Genomic DNA, 16,394 nt, shown 5'->3' with positions numbered 1-16,394 from the left:
CTAGCAAAAGAAATCTCTTGAAAAAATGACCGCACTTTGGGCGTTTAAAACTCTCTTTTGATAGCCGCACGCTAATGCAGAAAATAAAGCCAGCTTATTATACAGAGTTTTAAATTTATTGGTAACTTTATTTAATATAAGCAACTTGTTATCATATTCTCATACAAATACATACGTAAGGAGACACTATGATTATCAGTGCATTAAATAACCCAAATTTCAAAGTGGGTTTACCAAAAGTTATCGCGGACATTTGCGATCATCTCAATACTTTAGATCTTGAAGCATTAGAAAATGGTCGTCATGATTTAAGCGAGCAAGTTTATATGAATGTCATGGAATTTGATACGGTTGAAGCGGATAGCAAACAGGCTGAACTTCACCATAAATATCTAGATATTCAATTACTTATTCGTGGCGAAGAAAATGTTGAAGTAAGCGCAACTTATCCAAATCTCAGCTTATACGATGAATATCGTGATGAAGATGATTACCAACTTACCCCACAAATTGAAGATAAAAGCACCGTGACACTTTTACCAAAAATGTTCGCTGTCTTTTTCCCTTATGAGCCACATAAACCAGGTTGCACCGTAAACGGTAAATCAAGTTTTGTGAAAAAACTGGTGGTGAAAGTACCGGTAGAATTAATTTAATTATTTCGATTTATTAAAGAAAAAGTGCGGTCAGAAATTTATATATTTTTCTGACCGCACTTTTTTATTATTTAATTACCGTAATTGACCATTTTGCATCATCAATTTGTTCAAAGTTTGTCACTTCATAACCTTCTTCAGCCGCCCAAGCAGGAATGGCTTCAGTGGCTTGTGTGCAGTCGAATTCAATTTCTAGGCCATCGCCTTTATTTAACTTAGCCATAGCTTCCTTAGCTTCAACAAGAGGAAATGGGCAAACAAGGCCGAGTGTTGGTAATTTAACGATCATATAAACTCCTTATGATGCTTTTGTTAATTTTAAACGTTGTGGACGGATAATAGTTAAGTAGGCGGCCACCCAGGTGCCGAGAATCATCAATGGTAATGAAACCCAGCCTTGCCAAGAGAAAAAGGCAGTTTCGACTAAGCCATTACCGATAGAGCAGCCACCCGCAAGCGTTGCACCAATACCCATAAGAATACCGCCGAGTCCACTGCGTAGAATCGTAGTGGCATCCGGTACGCGGACACGGAATTCATTGCTTACTTTCGCGCCGATGAATGACCCGATAAAAATCCCTAAGACTAAGAATACTCCCCAGTTAATAAATTTACCGTCGCCAGTAACGAGGAATTGCATGATATTGGCTGATGGGCCAGTAATCCCAAGTCCAAACTCACGGCCAGTAGCGACACTGAGTGGCCAAGCCGCAAGTGCGATTAATCCGATTAATACAGCAGAGAAAAATGGGTGCCAGCGTTTTTCAAATAATAAGTGGGCAAGCCCCGTTTTTTTCGGTTTTAATGCTGCGACTTTTACACTTGGTTTGCTGAGATGTTTGTACACATAGAAAGCCGTCACTAAAGTTAATAATGCGACTAGCCACCAAGGTGAAATACCGAATGTATCGTAAATGTTGCGTTGTTCAATATTGATACTGCGTAAAGTTTTATTGAATTCGCCTAATGGGCCAGTACGCATGATGGCACTTAACAACATATAAGTGAATAATGCGACCCAACTGCCGACTAAGCCTTCTGCAGCACGGTACCATGTACCTGTCGCACAACCGCCAGCAAGAACAATGCCGATACCAAACACAAAGGCACCGATAATCACCGCTAAAAAGGCAAAATTTTCAGCCGGATTAACATTTAATACACCAATTTCTTTTAAGAGGAAGAATCCAATGGATTGCACGGTAATTGCCAATAAAAGAGCAACAAACATTTTGTTATTTTTGGTGACATACATATCACGAAATGCGCCAGTAATGCAAAAGCGCCCACGCTGCATCACAAATCCGAGTAAAATTCCGCAAAGTAATCCGGTTAAAAGCATAAATATTCCTTCTCTTTTAGAACTAAGTAGGTTGGTATTTTCTAAAAAAATAAGAAGGTAGCGCCAATAACTTTTAGCTAGAAAATATGTTTTTTTGATATAAAAAGTAATTTGTTACTCAAATTAGATACCTAGTTGAGATATAGATTTGTCCATTATCCCTAATTTGGCTTAGGTATTATTACTGTTTATCACATATTTAGAATGATCCAAGTTATGCTTTATGGGCTGAAGAATGGGGGGAGATTTGGGAAGATAAAATAATACAAAGGCATTATCAGAAGGGAGACTGCTTTGATTTAAAACTTTTAAGTATCTTAAGGTCGGAAGTTCTAGACATACAGGGCTCTCTATTTAATCAATTAATCATCCAATTTTGGGGCATAAATCAAAGTGCGGTCAGAAATTTATATATTTTTCTGACCGCACTTTTAAATTTATCGCTCTCTTAATGCCTGTTTCATTCGTGTAATCGGTTTAATTAGATATTGAAACACAGTTTTCTCACCTGTTTTGACATCCACTGTCGCAACCATTCCAGGAATAATTGGCATTTCGTTACCATTTTTGTCGACGAGATTGCTACCTGAAGTTTGTACTAAAATTCGATAATATACGTTATTCATATTTAGTTTTAATTCACTTGCATTACGTTTTTCATCGCTTAGTGTATCTGGACTAATCAATGTGACTTTACCCTCTAATCCACCGTAAATAGCATAATCGTAAGCCGTTAACTTGACTACAGCAGGTAATCCAGGTCGAATAAATGCCACATCGTTAGGTCTAATATAAGCTTCAACTAATAAATTATCCTCAATAGGGACAATTTCAAGAATATCTTGTCCAGCACTTACAACACCGCCAATAGTATTAATTCGGATATTCTTTACAATCCCTTTCATTGGAGCTCGAATTTGTGAACGTTCGACAGGATCTGCTCGCATAGCCATATTCTCTTTGGCTTGCGCTAGCTCGGATTCCGTTTTTACCAATTCGTTACTTGCATCAGTAGTATAACGATTTTGGCGTTCAGTAATTTGCACGGCTAAATCATGTGAATCTCGTTGCATTCTTAATAGTTCAACTTGTGACATTACTCCACGTTTTACCATAGGCGTTGTAATTGCAATTTGTTGCTCTAATGCTGCTTTACTTTTCTGTAGCCCTGAAACTTGCTCCTCCATTGCTCGGCGGCGAGAGACATAGGCAGCTTCTTCACGTTTCTTTAGTTCATCAGAAATATCCTCAGGAAAGGTCAGTTTTGTGTTATATGCTTCAGCTTGTAAACGTGCGACCATTGCTTCTAAATGTTCTACTTTGGCTTTGCTTTCACGTAAAATTGCAGAACTTCGAGTATCATCTAGTTTCAGTAAAATTTGTCCTTTCTCTACAGTATCACCTTCTTTTACTAACATCTGTTGAATAGTACCAGGATCTAGACTTTGTACGATTTGTTCACGACTACTTGGGATTATGCGTCCTTGTCCTTGCGCCACTTCTTCAAGCGGGCTGAAATAAGCCCAAATGATAAAAACAACCATGAAAGACAAAAACAGGCTAATAATTGCAAAATAACCGGTGTGTTTCTCGGATTGTAAAGCTGCACTTAAATCATTAATCAGCTTTAAATCTTCTTTATTAATTTTTTCTTGTGGCTGATTTGACATATTATTTACTCTTCTCTTCTTGTTTTTTAACTGCATTTTTCGGCGTATTATTTTCATTAGGTGAAGTCTGAGCTGGTGTGGCTTGATTATGACGAGCCTCATTTTCTTGTAATCTAGCAATCACAGCATCACGTGGTCCATCCATCACTACGCGACCATTGTCTACAACAACTACTCTGTTTACCATAGGTAATACTTGTAGTCGATGTGTCACAACAACAACGGTTTTATCTCTTGCCCATTGAGCTAAAACATTTAGGGCTTGGCGTTCTGTTTGTTCATCTAATCCCGTTGTAGGCTCATCAAGTAATACCACTCTAGGATGTCTTAAAGTTAAACGAGCTAATGAAACGATCTGTTTTTGTCCCCCAGAAAGACCTAACCCATCCTCTCCTAATGGCATATCTAATCCTTTTGGATGATTTCTGACTAATTGATCGAGATGGAAATTTCGTAATGCAGCAAGTAATTCTTGATCAGTAGAATATCCATCCATTCGAGCCAAATCTAAATTTTCACGCAATGTACCAAGGAATAAACGAGGTGATTGATTGAGTAATGTCACTTTATCTCGCAAGAAATTTGGATCAATTTGGCGAGTATCAACATCGTCTAACAAAATATTTCCGCCTGTTGGTTCATATAGGCCGCCAGCTAATTTTAATAAGGTGCTTTTTCCGCTACCAATTCGTCCAAGAATAGCTACTTTTTCGCCTGGTCGAATCGTTAAATTTAAATTGGCAATAGCCGGTTGCGTATCTTCATTGTATTGAAATACAACATTTTTAAATGTAAGCTGACCTTGTACTTGGGTCAGTGTAACGTAAGAACGTTCAGGACTACGTTCAATAGGTCTTTCAATAATTGCATTGACACCTTTTAGCGCATTTTTTGCCTGTTGGAAACGAATAGCCAATCCAGCTACTCGACCCAATGATGAGAGTGCTCGACCAGAAAGAATAACTGAGGCAATCACGGCCCCCATTGTAATTCGAGCTTCAACGACATCATCATGAATTAAGTAGGTCCCTAAGAGCACTAACCCCACTGTATTCAGTTGCTGTAATCCAACTGTAAGGTTAGACACAAACTCATTAATTTCCTTTACTTTCATTGAACTAGCTGCGGTTAACGCATTTAATCGATCCCAACGTTGCTGGGCCCAGTTCGTTGCATTATTTACTTTTAATGTTTCAATACCTTCCACTGCTTCGACAGCTAAACCTTGCCGCTGTGAACTTTCTCTCATACTCTCATTGATACGTTTTGCTAAAACAGGCTGAACAGCAAAAGAAACAATTAATACTAAAGTACAAATCACCGCAGGTACGATTGCCAATTTTCCCCCAATAATAAACATTACAAAAAGGAATAATAATAAAAATGGCGCGTCTACCAATACTAGTAAGCTGGCACTTGTCATAAATTCACGTACAGCTTCGAAATCTCTAAGATTATTAGCATAAGAACCGGATGAAATCGGGCGTTCAATCAGACGTAATGCCATTACTCGTCTGAATAGTGCAGAACTGATTATCAAATCTGCTTTTTTGCCTGCAATATCGGTTAAATGGGACCGTATCATTTTAGCGATAAACTCGAAGAGAATGGCGAGAAATACACCGATACTCAATACCCATAATGTTGAATAGGCTTCATTAGGAATGACGCGGTCATACACATTCATTACATATAAGGAGCTAATTAACGCTAAAATATTAATTAAAAAGGAAGCGAGAATAACTTGATAATAATATTTTTTAAAACGAGCAATTACCTTCCAAAACCAGGCTTTGGGTAAATGATATTCAGGTAATTCTGAACGATGATCTGCAGTTAATTTAGGCTTTATAAACCAACAGAAGCCTAAATATTTTGACTCGAGATCTTTGTGAGATATTTCATGTGCTGGAGCATCACCCTGGCGAATAACGTAAGTGCGCTCTTCTCCGTGACCTTTTACGTCTGTAATAACTGCAGCTTCCTCATTATTGAGAATAATGATAGCAGGCATTGCAAGCGAAGGTATCTCTAAGAGTTTTCGACGAGAAATATGATTTTCGAACCCGTAACTACGTAAAACCTCACTTAAAGATTGAATATTGGCATTTAAATTTCGATCTCTAGCAACATTTGAGGCTAGCGCTTCTTCAGCAACCGGTTGATTAAGTAGTTTTGTTGCTATGGCTAAATGTTTGATAATTGAATTCATAAAATTTATTTACAATAATGATTGAACTTTAAAAATGATTAGTTGTATTGAAATCTGGCACTTTTGCCCATTTTGCTAAACTAGCTTTAGCAAGTAAGTAGGCGATTGCTGCATCACGATAATCATTTTGGGCCTCTACATAATTCGTTTCAGTTGAGGCTAACTCTGCATAAGAGTCTAATACTTCTAATAAGGTTCTATTGGAAATATAAAATTGTTGCTCATAGTCTTGGGCAACTTGAGTTTGGGTTGCAATCAATGATTTCGCAATTTTAGCTCGACGTTCACTTTGCTTCATATCAACTTTGGCGGTTTCGGCACGTTCTTTAATATCTCTTAGCATCTCATGTGAGCGAGCTTTAGCTGATAGTACAACTGCTCGGCTTTTTTCTGTAGCATAGTCTACAGGTTTATTATATAAATCCCAAGACATCGTTAACGCAATACTTCTATCTCGGCGAGTGGCGCTACCTTCCAAATTAATAGAAGGATATTTTGATGCTTTAGTTGCTTCTGAATCTGCTAAGGCACTATTATATTCAGCTTCTTGAGCTTTAAAACTAGGGTGATTATTAGCTTCCACATTATCGAATAAAGCGATTAATTGAGTTGAGTTTTGTTTATTAAATGGATCAACAATATCTTTTTCTGTGAGTTTCTTAGAGGTATATTTACTCAATTTACTTAAGTTGATGGATAAGATTTTTTCTAAATTTGCTTCTGTGGATTGCGCTTGTAAATAGCGAGATTGAGCTTGTGCAATTTCAGAACGACGACCTTCATCGTATTGATTGATTACTTTCAAATCTGCGATGAATTTTTCATGTCGACGGATATTTTTTTTGGCGATTGATATCGACTCTTTTGCGCGAAGTGCGGTTAAATAAAGCGTACTTATTGTATTTGCGAGTTCTTCCCGTGTTTCATAATATTTATATTGAAAATATTCCATTTTCGATTTATCTCGTTCAACTGCTGCTTGAATTCCACCCCAAGCATATAGATTTAAACGGGATCTTACGCCGACATCATCACGCATTTTAGAATTATTTGATGTATGTTGTTGGGCTAATACGTTTTGTCCCGTTAAGGATAGGGTTGGGTAATGACCTGCTTCTGATGCTTTCATATCATTGTAAGCACCCTCAGTATTTGCATTAGCTTCAGTTAACACAGGATCCTGTTGAAGCGAGAGTTGTAGGATCGAAGCTAAGTCTTCGGCAAATACAAGTTGTGATTGCAGTGCGCCAAACATTAGTAATGAGAAGATTTTATTACGTGTTAGTTTCATAGAATGGACTCTTCGCGGTAAGTATAAAAGACAGTCTGAGGATTATAGCTCAAATTAGTTCAGTGTGGATACTTTAAATGTAAATTATATGTAAATTTTCTGACTATTTAGCAATCAATATATTTATTTTTAGTGGCAGGAAAATAGCTGATTTCTTACTAGTATTTATATCAATAATGAATAGGAGAGAGGCAAGCCACAATTTTCACCTATAGTACAATCGGATAAGTTAAGGCCTTTAAACATGATGAGTATTTAAAGTGACTTAGGGTGACATCCATCTTCTTGCTTGCTGGTGATTTTTATATGGCTCGTAGCTAAAAAATTACTGATTCTTTTTGGTTTCAATTATTTTTAGTGTTTATTTATTTTAAGCTAATATGTTTTAGATAAGTTTTATATTCTTTAATTCCCAAGGCAAGTTGCATTGTTTATGCGAGAAATAGTATGAGCTTGATGTTTAAGTTGTTTTAATATTTTTTGTGCAGATGTTGTATCAACCTCTATGATTTGAGGATTAGATGTATTTGAAGTATCTATTGCGAAATAACGTATAGATTGTTTTGCTAGATTTACGTTTAAGTTTGTTCCTGGCTTCATTTCAACATAGTATGCTTCAATTGTGGTTGGTTTTGCACAAATTTCTGTCTTGGTAAAACCACCGACTTGAAGAGAAGAAAGGTATTCTCCATTTACTTTAATATTCACAGCAATAGAGTTTGAACCCGCATCAGTACGGAAAAATACTAAACCAGCATGATTTTCTTGTGGGTTAACATTCGCTGATTGATTATCAAAATTTGACCATTTTTCATTGCTTAATGTACAAGCAGCTAATATGGAGGCAGTAAAGACTGCAGTTAATAATTTAGAAAGTTTCATAGGTAGCTCCCAATGTAAATAATGATAATTACAGTCTGTAGTGACTAAAAATTGCACAGATATTGCTTGTGCTCGGCGCAAGATTCTACCTGAAATTTATAATAAAGGAAGGCTATTTATAGTTTTTTACATTTAATTTACAAAAAAATCTTAACTAATTGTTTTATAAGGCTTGATTATGAACGTAATCAAGCCAAAAGGTAAAGAGATAGTTCTTTTTTAAATCAATATTTGTTGATTATTTAATCACTGTAATTGACCATTTGGCATCATCAATTTGTTCGAAGTTTGTCACTTCATAGCCTTCTTCAGCAGCCCAAGCGGGAATGGCTTCAGTGGCTTGTGTACAGTCGAATTCAATTTCTAGGCCATCGCCTTTATTTAGCTTAGCCATGGCTTCCTTAGCTTCAACGAGAGGAAATGGGCAAACAAGGCCGAGTGTTGGTAATTTAACGATCATATAAACTCCTTATGATGCTTTTGCTAATTTTAAACGTTGTGGACGGATAATGGTGAAGTAGGCGGCCATCCAAGTGCCGAAAATCATCAATGGTAATGATACCCAACCTTGCCAAGAGAAAAAGGCGGTTTCGACTAAGCCATTACCGATAGAGCAGCCACCCGCAAGCGTTGCACCAATACCCATAAGAATACCGCCGAGTCCACTGCGTAGAATCGTAGTGGCATCTGGTACACGGACACGAAATTCATTGCTTGCTTTCGCGCCGATGAATGAGCCGATAAAAATCCCTAAAACTAAGAATACGCCCCAGTTAATAAATTTACCGTCGCCAGTAACGAGGAATTGCATGATATTAGCGGATGGACCAGTGATCCCAAGTCCAAACTCACGACCCGTAGCGACACTTAATGGCCAAGCGGCAAGCGCAATTAATCCGATTAGCACTGCTGAGAAAAATGGGTGCCAGCGTTTTTCAAATAATAAATGAGCAGGCCCCGTTTTTTTCGGTTTTAATGCCGCTACTTTTACGCTGGGTTTACTGAGATGTTTGTACACATAGAAAGCTGTCACTAAAGTTAATAGTGCCACTAACCACCAAGGTGAAATACCGAATGTATCGTAAATATTGCGTTGTTCAATATTGATATTGCGTAAAGTTTTATTAAATTCACCTAATGGGCCGGTGCGCATGATGGCACTTAATAACATATAAGTAAACAACGCGACCCAACTACCGACTAAGCCTTCCGCAGCACGGTACCACGTACCTGTCGCACAACCGCCAGCAAGAACAATACCGATGCCAAACACAAAGGCACCGATAATCACCGCTAAAAAGGCAAAATTTTCAGCGGGATCAACATTTAAAACACCGATTTCTTTTAAGAGAAAGAAACCAATAGATTGCACGGTAATCGCCAGTAGAAGGGCAACAAACATTTTGTTATTTTTGGTGACATACATATCGCGAAATGCGCCAGTAATACAAAAGCGCCCACGCTGCATCACAAATCCGAGTAAAATTCCGCAAAGTAATCCGGTTAAAAGCATAAATATTCCTTCTTTTTTAGAACTGAGTAGGTCGGTATTTTCTAAAAAAATAAGAAGGTAGCACCAATAACTTTTGGCTAGAAAATATGTTTTTTTGATATAAAAAAAGTGCGCTCAGAAATTTGTGTATTTTTCTGAGCGCACAGGGGAGAGAATTTTTGATTATTTTGAGCCTGCGGAGAAGTTAAAACCCCAACCATAATATTGACTACAATCAGCATGTCCATTAAAGAAGTTAATATCTTTACGGACAGACATTTGTGTATACTCAAAATCAATCGTTGCAATAGCACAGAATGTTCGAGGGTCAGTTTGTTTTCCCATTTCAACTACAATTTCAGGTTGATTAGGAACTTTGACAGTGATAATTGCATCGGATTCAGCCCATTTAGCGGCTCCTTCATAAATAAAGCAATAAATTACCAAACGTCGTAAGTCTTTGATACCTTTAGGATTGACGAGAATATTTTCGCCTTCGAATGAACTCCCATTTCTATCATCTCCGCAATGCCATACCCAAGGCGCTTGTGTATAGCATCCTTGACGAGTAAAACGATCTTTGGGACCGCCTTGACCTTTGGAAAATTGCAAACCGTCAATAAGTGAAGCTGTTCCGTCTTGTAACTCCCAGTAACACCCAAGATCTAAGTCAATCTCTTTATTTGAACCAAATAAGCTACTGAAGAAACCTGTGGGTTTTTGTTGAGTCCAATTTAAGTTAATAGTAATTTGCTGATCAGTTGATTTCGATAAATTAATTTTATGTGAATCACCTTTTTTTTCTAAAGTAATTTTATTTAATGAAACCATTTTTCACTCCAATTAGCCTACATTTACACCATATTGTTGGCAAAGTGAATATAATCCCCCTGTATATCCTTGACCAATTGCACGAAATTTCCATTCACCATTATGACGATAAATTTCACCAAACACCATTGCTGTTTCAGTGCTGTAATCTTCAGAAAGATCGAAGCGAACAATTTCATCACCAGTATCATTATTAACAATACGTACGAATGCATTGCTGACTTGACCAAAATTTTGACGGCGAGCTTCTGCATCGTGAATAGTTACAGTAATAAAAAGTGATTTGATATTACTTTCAACTTTGTCCAAACGAACTATCACGCTTTCATCATCACCTTCTCCATCACCAGTGAGGTTATCGCCAGTATGCTCTACGCCACCACAAGGTGAAACTAATTGATTATAGAAAATAAAATGTCTATCAGAAGGCACTTTACCATTTTCTGTTGCCATAAATACACTTGCGTCTAAGTCAAAGTCTTGTCCATCGGTTAAACGGGCATCCCAACCTAAACCCACTAATACATTTTTTAAACTTGGATCAGTTTTGCTAAGTGAAACGTTTTGACCTTTAGTTAATGAAATTGCCATATTGTAATTCTCCAGTTGTTATTAGGTTAATAAATCTTATGCACCAGCCATTTGAACAACGATAAGTCGTCCGCCTTCGCCTTTTTTCAAAAGAATTTTGGTGCCTTCCTTGAGCTTCACTTTTCCACCAATAGGAATAGATTGTTTCGTATTAACATCTACCATATCAGTCAGATTTTCGTTCACAAGCCACCAATTTCCTTGATGTAACACGAAATAGCCAATGCGTTTTGCATCTTCCGATTTTAATTTCTCATTAGGGAAAATACGGTTATCTGAATGCCATTTGAAAAGTGATTGCCCGCTGTAGACCATAATTCTGTGATTATCAGGACGATAACTACCATTTGGTGCAGCAGAATATAAATTTAACACGGGCAATTTACCTTGATGTGCTGTGCCACAAAACGGACATTTAGGCGATTTAGAATTATCAAAAGCATACCACTTCTGATCACAATTAGCGTTTTGACAAGGCTGAAGCAAATCTACTGTTTTTACTAATGCCTGTTCCCATTCATCTGCTGTCGGGCGAGCAATAGGATTATGTAATCCGTCAATAAAAGCTCGTTTAAATAATTCGCTTAAATAAGGGCCAGTAATGGTATAAGGCATTTTTTGTGTGTCTTTCCAAGGCTGTTCGCTAGGTTTAACATTTCCTACTTTTATACGATTAGAATGATCAGTTGGGTGTTCAATGAATAACGCCTTTTCTCCCATTCCTAATTCTTCATCACGCTGGCTATCATTCGTATCAAAGACCTTATCTCCCCGAAGCGGATGTCGATAAAGTAAATACATATAAATCAAAACAGCTAATGCGTGTAGATCGGTGGTTCGACTTGGTAATTTACGTTTCGGATCACTTTTGTCTAAATGTTGAGTTGCCACTACTTCAGGTGCAATAAAATCAGGTGTTCCCACCACTGTTGGTGGATGTTTTCCTGGCACAACTAAGCCGTCAATATCAATTAAACTCGCTTGACCAGTTGTTGGATCGATTAAGCAGTTTTTGTAACCTAAGTCACTATGACTTAATCCGGCCATATGCATGCGGCGAACGGCACGAGCCAGCATCAAGCAGACTTTCAAATGCAACATCCAATCGCCTAGCTCTCGTGAGTCAAGAAACTTATTGCGATTAGATGCACTGGCGAACCATTTACCATCTTTATCTTTACCTTTAATGCCCAACATATCGTTATTACGGCTGCCATATTGGAAGAAAAAGCAATCACGATAAAAAGGGCTCACCACACCAAGTTTTCCTTGATGTTCCACCACGGCAGTGGGCCAGCAGAATAATTTTTTAAGATATTCGCCCCCTTCTTGATTAAAGATTTTCTCGCGATATGTTCCAGTGATCATTTCTAACCGCTCTTTTGTAGCAAGATCGGCTGGTTCTCGGAAGAAAGCAACAACATAATCTTTATTAGGTGAGAACATCACATCTTTCATTCCACCTTGAGCCTTGATTTCATCAACAAATTGAATGGTTTCACCATTTGTTGCAGTGAGCGTAATAACCTTACTCATTACTCAACTCCTTTTTGAACTTGTACATCACTTGCTTTCTGGAGCGTGATTGTTTTTGTTTCATTGTTCTGAGTAATGTTGATAGTTCTGACTTCTTCATTAGCAAATTCTTGATTATTTTCAGCCGCTTGTGGAGCTATCTCATTCACTATTGTTGACTCTTTCTCCAAAATTTCATTATTCATTGATGTATAAGTCATCGCTTGCCACTCTGACTGCGGAATAAATATCGCTAAAGTGCGATCATCGTGCTCTCCTTTTGAGAAGAAATCTAGCCATTCCTCCAAAGCTTTTTCAGGTTGCTCTTTTTGTAATGATTCACGTAATTCTTGCCAAAAGATTTGCCAAGCTTCAAAGGTGTTGAGCTGTACATCACTATGAAATTTAGGATCGGAAACGCCATCTGTCATTAATATCAGGATTGGAGGATAATCACGAACATCTGTATCAATGCGTGCGGTAATTTTTTCCGCATTGGCTTCCGCTAAAGTTAAAAATTGCGTTTCACCTGAATATTGTCCTGAGTCCACTTCACCCAATAATTTGATTTTTTGTATAGCGGGATCAAAGATTGCTGCTGCACCATCCCCCACCCAATAACAAGCAGTGAACCATTTCCCATCAATTAAAGGCAATGTAAACGCAAGCAATAATGTGCAAGAAAGTGATTTCTGTTCAATGACATAATCTTTTGCCGCTGTTTCTTGGGCAAGATAAGCGGCTTGAACCGCTTCTTTAAACATCACTTTGGTAATATAAGCGAGTTCTTGTTCGTTTTTTTGGGAAAGTTTTTGGTAGTCCTTACCTTCAATATTCAGTAACTCAAAAAATTTATTTTTTGCAGCCTCTACAGCTAGTTTTGAGCCTTGGCGAGAAAATTCTGCACTTCCAGCACCGTCGGCAACAGCAATGAAATGAAATTTTGATTTTTCGTGATACCCGATAGCAAAATCATCATCACAGCATGTTCCTTTCATTGCATGAGTACGTCCGCGCATACGTGCTGCTATTAATTGACCACTCTCTGTTGTAATTCTTTTATTTGCACTATCCGATTTCCAAAAACGTGATTTAGGATCGGAAGGAATATTTTTCCATAAATACTTAGGATTTGGATTAACAAACAACGTAGCATGAGCTAAATGACCTTCATTAAGTTGAAAAGTTACTAAAAATTCACCGCTCTTTGTCGGAGTACCTTCCAAAGTTTGGTTTTCTATATTCCAAGTTAAGCCAATCTCATCTTCTGTTTTGATGGATTGAACTAAAGACAATTCGGTTGGTTTTAAATAAGAGTAAGGTTCGTCTTGCTTCGCATTTGGAAGCGTAATAATGAGATCTTTTTTGTGTATCGGAGTAATTTCTGTTGGTTGATGTATCAACATATCATTTTCCAGTAATGTTGAATTTGTAGATGTTTGAAAGCGTTGCCACACCTCTGAAAGGTGGGCAATCAGTGTAAAATTTTGGCTTGCAAAAGCATCAAGCCATTTTTCATCCGCTTGATTTAGCCACGTTTTAAATTTCTCTAATTGCTCAATTGCATTCATTTTTAGCCCCTTGCACGAGTAATATTGAAATCAACATCATTGGTTTCATCATTAAAATACAAGGTTTCATTACAACCAGGGCAGACGACTTCTTTTTCGCCGTTAGCACAGAAAATTTGCCCACAGTTGCACATACACAAACCAAAAGCAGCTCCACAATGGGGGCAACCGCCACCACCCCATAATTGTGAGGTAGAAATTTTGCTGTAATTTGGGCGATGATCAGACCAATCTACGTAATCTTTTTCAGCAGGGTAAACACCAACATATTGAAAAATCGCATTATCAAGCGGACTGTTTTCAAGCCGTTCATATTTCATTAAATAAGGCAATTTCACCTTGCTACATTTACCTACGATGATTGCATAATTTTCATCTAAAGCGACCGCTTGCTCTTTTTCTTTAATCAAAGAAATCGCACCGCTTTCTAAAATTTCTTTATTCAGTGATATAGGCAATTCCACACCCAACGAGCGACTTTGACTTAGAATGGAATCCGCAACAGATTCACATAAAGCACGGTAAACTTTTTCTATATCTTCATCATCTAGTCGATAGGTTAAATCACTAATTTCACTTAATGTGTCAAGGTTGGCAAATTTACCAATGCCAATATTGATTAGCTTCGCTTTATTTTGAAAATGGTGTTTCCAGCGAGAAATAGCTTGTGCAGGATCATCTGTTGGCGAACCGTCTGACATAATGTAAATCAATGGTTTCCAATCGCCTTTTTTCCTTGGAGTACTACGCACAATATCTTTTTCTAAAGAATCCATTAAATGATTCAGTGCTGCACCAATAGATGTGCCAGAACCAATAGGCAAACGAGGTGGGTAAAAACTCATTAATTCCGTTAATGGTGCAAGCGTACCAGCCGCCCCAGCAAATGCGATCACAGAAAGATAAACAGATTCTAACGCGTAAGGATCACGGCGAAGTTGATTAACCAAGCGGCTAATGCCTTCTTGCATTTGACGAAGATTTTCGCCAGCCATACTTTCGGAGATATCAACAACAAGATAAACAGGTAAACGACGCATAATTTCTCCTAAAATACAACAGTGATTTCATCAGGTGGAGGCGGGAGAGCATTGCTTGTTGAGCCCACACTGACACTGGTTTGAGCAACCGAAGCAGAAACCCATTGGAAGAACTGTGCAAAGCTATTTGCATCCATTGTATCGAGTGATACAACGGTATCCGTCAATTTTTTTAAGATGTTTGGATCCGCTTTTGGACCTGCTGCACAAGCGACAATATTGCCAAAATTTAAGGCTTTAATTTGTGGAATGGCGAGTTCATAAGCTAATGTATCGGAAGGTTTTCCGTCTGTGAGTAAAATTAAAATCGGTCGCCAATCGCCTTTTTGTTCAGATGTAGCAAGAATACGATCTTTTTTAACCGCTTGTGAGATTTCTTCTAACATTTTGCCAAGAAAGGTTGCCCCACTATCAGGGCAACTAATGGTCGGCAATACCACATCTTCAAGTGCGGTTAATGGCAGCACATTTTTTATTTGCGTATCAAATGTTGAAATGGAGAGATACACACTTTCTAACGCATAAGGATTTTGTCGTAAGGCGGAAAGCAGTGATTGCAAACCAACATTCACTGCTTCAATTGGTTCGCCTTTCATCGAGCCTGATGTATCAATACAAATATAAGTGAGTAGTCTTCTAGACATATCTACTAACCACCTAAATTATAAAACAATATTTAATTCTGCTGGTGGTGGAGGAAGCTCACCTAATCCGCCTACATCTTTTTTGTTGAGATCTACTTTTTGACTTGATACAGAAATAGAGGCAGATACCCATTTAAAGAAGGCTTTAATAGAGTTAGCATCTGCGGTATCTAATGACACTACACTTTCTGTAATTTGTTTTAATACATTGGTATCTGCTCCAGCACCTGCCGCACAAGCCACAAAGGTGCCAGTTTTCACGGTTCTCAATGCATTAATTCCCTTTTGCAGATCGTCTGTTGGCACACCATCAGAAAGTAAAAATACAACTGGTTTCCAGTCACCTTTTATTTCAGCAGAACCTTTTTGTACTTCGCGATTGATACAATCTGTAAGTAAACTTAACGCTTCGCCCATTGATGTTAAGCCTGATGCTTCAATAGTTGGAAGCTGGAAACTCATTAGCTCCGTTAGTGGTGTAACTTGTTTGGCTTTGCTATCAAAAGTAATCACAGATAGATAAGCCGTTTCTAATGCGTAAGGATCTTGACGTAACGCAGAAACTAGCATTTGTAAACCATTACGCACAGATTCAATAGCCTCGCCCATCATTGAGCCAGAAGTGTCGACTAATAAATAAACAGGTAAACGACGCAT

At 37.9% G+C, this 16,394-nt stretch carries 16 protein-coding genes; 1 reads left to right on the top strand and 15 read right to left on the bottom strand.

Translation table 11 applies throughout. The features are described from left to right. Positions 1–188: 188 nt before the first annotated feature. A complete protein-coding gene (gene nanQ, locus EL215_RS00755; protein ID WP_126469545.1) occupies positions 189–656 on the top strand; it encodes an N-acetylneuraminate anomerase in 468 nt (155 codons plus the stop codon). A gap of 67 nt (positions 657–723) precedes the next feature. Here the strand turns inward: nanQ and EL215_RS00750 are convergent, their stop codons facing one another. The 15 genes from EL215_RS00750 to EL215_RS00680 all read right to left on the bottom strand — a co-directional run bounded on the left by EL215_RS00750 (position 724) and on the right by EL215_RS00680 (position 16,394). Further along, positions 724–945 (bottom strand): sulfurtransferase TusA family protein, encoded by a 222-nt coding sequence (locus EL215_RS00750; RefSeq protein WP_005631077.1) that lies wholly within the window; start codon positions 943–945, stop codon positions 724–726. Between the two features lie 9 nt (positions 946–954). After that, on the bottom strand, positions 955–1,998 hold the full coding sequence (locus tag EL215_RS00745) for a YeeE/YedE family protein (RefSeq protein ID WP_126469543.1): 1,044 nt from the start codon (positions 1,996–1,998) through the stop codon (positions 955–957). A 437-nt stretch (positions 1,999–2,435) separates the two neighbouring features. Next, positions 2,436–3,668, bottom strand: a complete 1,233-nt coding sequence (locus tag EL215_RS00740) for an HlyD family type I secretion periplasmic adaptor subunit (protein ID WP_049355853.1) — start codon at positions 3,666–3,668, stop codon at positions 2,436–2,438. Position 3,669: 1 nt separating this feature from the next. Further along, on the bottom strand, positions 3,670–5,880 hold the full coding sequence (locus EL215_RS00735; protein WP_126469541.1) for a type I secretion system permease/ATPase: 2,211 nt from the start codon (positions 5,878–5,880) through the stop codon (positions 3,670–3,672). A 28-nt stretch (positions 5,881–5,908) separates the two neighbouring features. Beyond that, complete coding sequence (locus EL215_RS00730; protein WP_049355849.1) at positions 5,909–7,171, bottom strand: TolC family protein; 1,263 nt, start codon at positions 7,169–7,171, stop codon at positions 5,909–5,911. A 405-nt stretch (positions 7,172–7,576) separates the two neighbouring features. After that, positions 7,577–8,053: a hypothetical protein gene (locus EL215_RS00725; RefSeq protein WP_049355847.1), complete on the bottom strand. Its 477-nt coding sequence runs from the start codon at positions 8,051–8,053 to the stop codon at positions 7,577–7,579. Positions 8,054–8,291: 238 nt separating this feature from the next. After that, on the bottom strand, positions 8,292–8,513 hold the full coding sequence (locus EL215_RS00720) for a sulfurtransferase TusA family protein (protein ID WP_005631077.1): 222 nt from the start codon (positions 8,511–8,513) through the stop codon (positions 8,292–8,294). 9 nt (positions 8,514–8,522) lie between these two features. Beyond that, a complete protein-coding gene (locus tag EL215_RS00715) occupies positions 8,523–9,566 on the bottom strand; it encodes a YeeE/YedE family protein (RefSeq protein WP_126469538.1) in 1,044 nt (347 codons plus the stop codon). A gap of 162 nt (positions 9,567–9,728) precedes the next feature. Beyond that, positions 9,729–10,376, bottom strand: coding sequence for a stress protein (locus EL215_RS00710; RefSeq protein WP_049355478.1), 648 nt, complete (start codon positions 10,374–10,376; stop codon positions 9,729–9,731). A 12-nt stretch (positions 10,377–10,388) separates the two neighbouring features. Beyond that, positions 10,389–10,967, bottom strand: coding sequence for a TerD family protein (locus EL215_RS00705; protein WP_049355477.1), 579 nt, complete (start codon positions 10,965–10,967; stop codon positions 10,389–10,391). Positions 10,968–11,003: 36 nt separating this feature from the next. Next, positions 11,004–12,503: a helix-hairpin-helix domain-containing protein gene (locus tag EL215_RS00700; protein ID WP_049355476.1), complete on the bottom strand. Its 1,500-nt coding sequence runs from the start codon at positions 12,501–12,503 to the stop codon at positions 11,004–11,006. Further along, positions 12,503–14,053 carry a PP2C family serine/threonine-protein phosphatase gene (locus EL215_RS00695; protein ID WP_049355475.1) on the bottom strand — a complete coding sequence of 517 codons (1,551 nt, stop codon included), beginning with the start codon at positions 14,051–14,053 and terminating at the stop codon, positions 12,503–12,505. Before EL215_RS00695 ends, EL215_RS00700 begins: the two co-directional genes overlap by 1 nt. A 2-nt stretch (positions 14,054–14,055) precedes the next feature. Beyond that, positions 14,056–15,093, bottom strand: coding sequence for a TerY-C metal binding domain-containing protein (locus EL215_RS00690; RefSeq protein ID WP_049355474.1), 1,038 nt, complete (start codon positions 15,091–15,093; stop codon positions 14,056–14,058). An 8-nt stretch (positions 15,094–15,101) separates the two neighbouring features. Then, positions 15,102–15,737, bottom strand: coding sequence for a vWA domain-containing protein (locus EL215_RS00685; protein WP_032821871.1), 636 nt, complete (start codon positions 15,735–15,737; stop codon positions 15,102–15,104). Between the two features lie 18 nt (positions 15,738–15,755). Next, positions 15,756–16,394, bottom strand: a complete 639-nt coding sequence (locus EL215_RS00680; protein ID WP_049355473.1) for a vWA domain-containing protein — start codon at positions 16,392–16,394, stop codon at positions 15,756–15,758.

The sequence above is a fragment of the Haemophilus parainfluenzae genome (assembly GCF_900638025.1).
GTDB classification, from domain to species: Bacteria; Pseudomonadota; Gammaproteobacteria; order Enterobacterales; family Pasteurellaceae; genus Haemophilus_D; species Haemophilus_D parainfluenzae_J.
The sequence above is the reverse complement of the archived record's forward strand: the minus strand, read 5'-3'. Positions and strand labels throughout refer to the sequence as shown.

Excerpts from the sequence above, each read along its gene's own strand:
- nanQ (WP_126469545.1), top strand. The coding sequence starts at position 189 with ATGATTATCAGTGCATTAAATAACCCAAATTTCAAAGTGGGTTTACCA.
- EL215_RS00750 (WP_005631077.1), bottom strand. The coding sequence starts at position 945 with ATGATCGTTAAATTACCAACACTCGGCCTTGTTTGCCCATTTCCTCTT.
- EL215_RS00745 (WP_126469543.1), bottom strand. The coding sequence starts at position 1,998 with ATGCTTTTAACCGGATTACTTTGCGGAATTTTACTCGGATTTGTGATG.
- EL215_RS00740 (WP_049355853.1), bottom strand. The coding sequence starts at position 3,668 with ATGTCAAATCAGCCACAAGAAAAAATTAATAAAGAAGATTTAAAGCTG.
- EL215_RS00735 (WP_126469541.1), bottom strand. The coding sequence starts at position 5,880 with ATGAATTCAATTATCAAACATTTAGCCATAGCAACAAAACTACTTAAT.
- EL215_RS00730 (WP_049355849.1), bottom strand. The coding sequence starts at position 7,171 with ATGAAACTAACACGTAATAAAATCTTCTCATTACTAATGTTTGGCGCA.
- EL215_RS00725 (WP_049355847.1), bottom strand. The coding sequence starts at position 8,053 with ATGAAACTTTCTAAATTATTAACTGCAGTCTTTACTGCCTCCATATTA.
- EL215_RS00720 (WP_005631077.1), bottom strand. The coding sequence starts at position 8,513 with ATGATCGTTAAATTACCAACACTCGGCCTTGTTTGCCCATTTCCTCTC.
- EL215_RS00715 (WP_126469538.1), bottom strand. The coding sequence starts at position 9,566 with ATGCTTTTAACCGGATTACTTTGCGGAATTTTACTCGGATTTGTGATG.
- EL215_RS00710 (WP_049355478.1), bottom strand. The coding sequence starts at position 10,376 with ATGGTTTCATTAAATAAAATTACTTTAGAAAAAAAAGGTGATTCACAT.
- EL215_RS00705 (WP_049355477.1), bottom strand. The coding sequence starts at position 10,967 with ATGGCAATTTCATTAACTAAAGGTCAAAACGTTTCACTTAGCAAAACT.
- EL215_RS00700 (WP_049355476.1), bottom strand. The coding sequence starts at position 12,503 with ATGAGTAAGGTTATTACGCTCACTGCAACAAATGGTGAAACCATTCAA.
- EL215_RS00695 (WP_049355475.1), bottom strand. The coding sequence starts at position 14,053 with ATGAATGCAATTGAGCAATTAGAGAAATTTAAAACGTGGCTAAATCAA.
- EL215_RS00690 (WP_049355474.1), bottom strand. The coding sequence starts at position 15,093 with ATGCGTCGTTTACCTGTTTATCTTGTTGTTGATATCTCCGAAAGTATG.
- EL215_RS00685 (WP_032821871.1), bottom strand. The coding sequence starts at position 15,737 with ATGTCTAGAAGACTACTCACTTATATTTGTATTGATACATCAGGCTCG.
- EL215_RS00680 (WP_049355473.1), bottom strand. The coding sequence starts at position 16,394 with ATGCGTCGTTTACCTGTTTATTTATTAGTCGACACTTCTGGCTCAATG.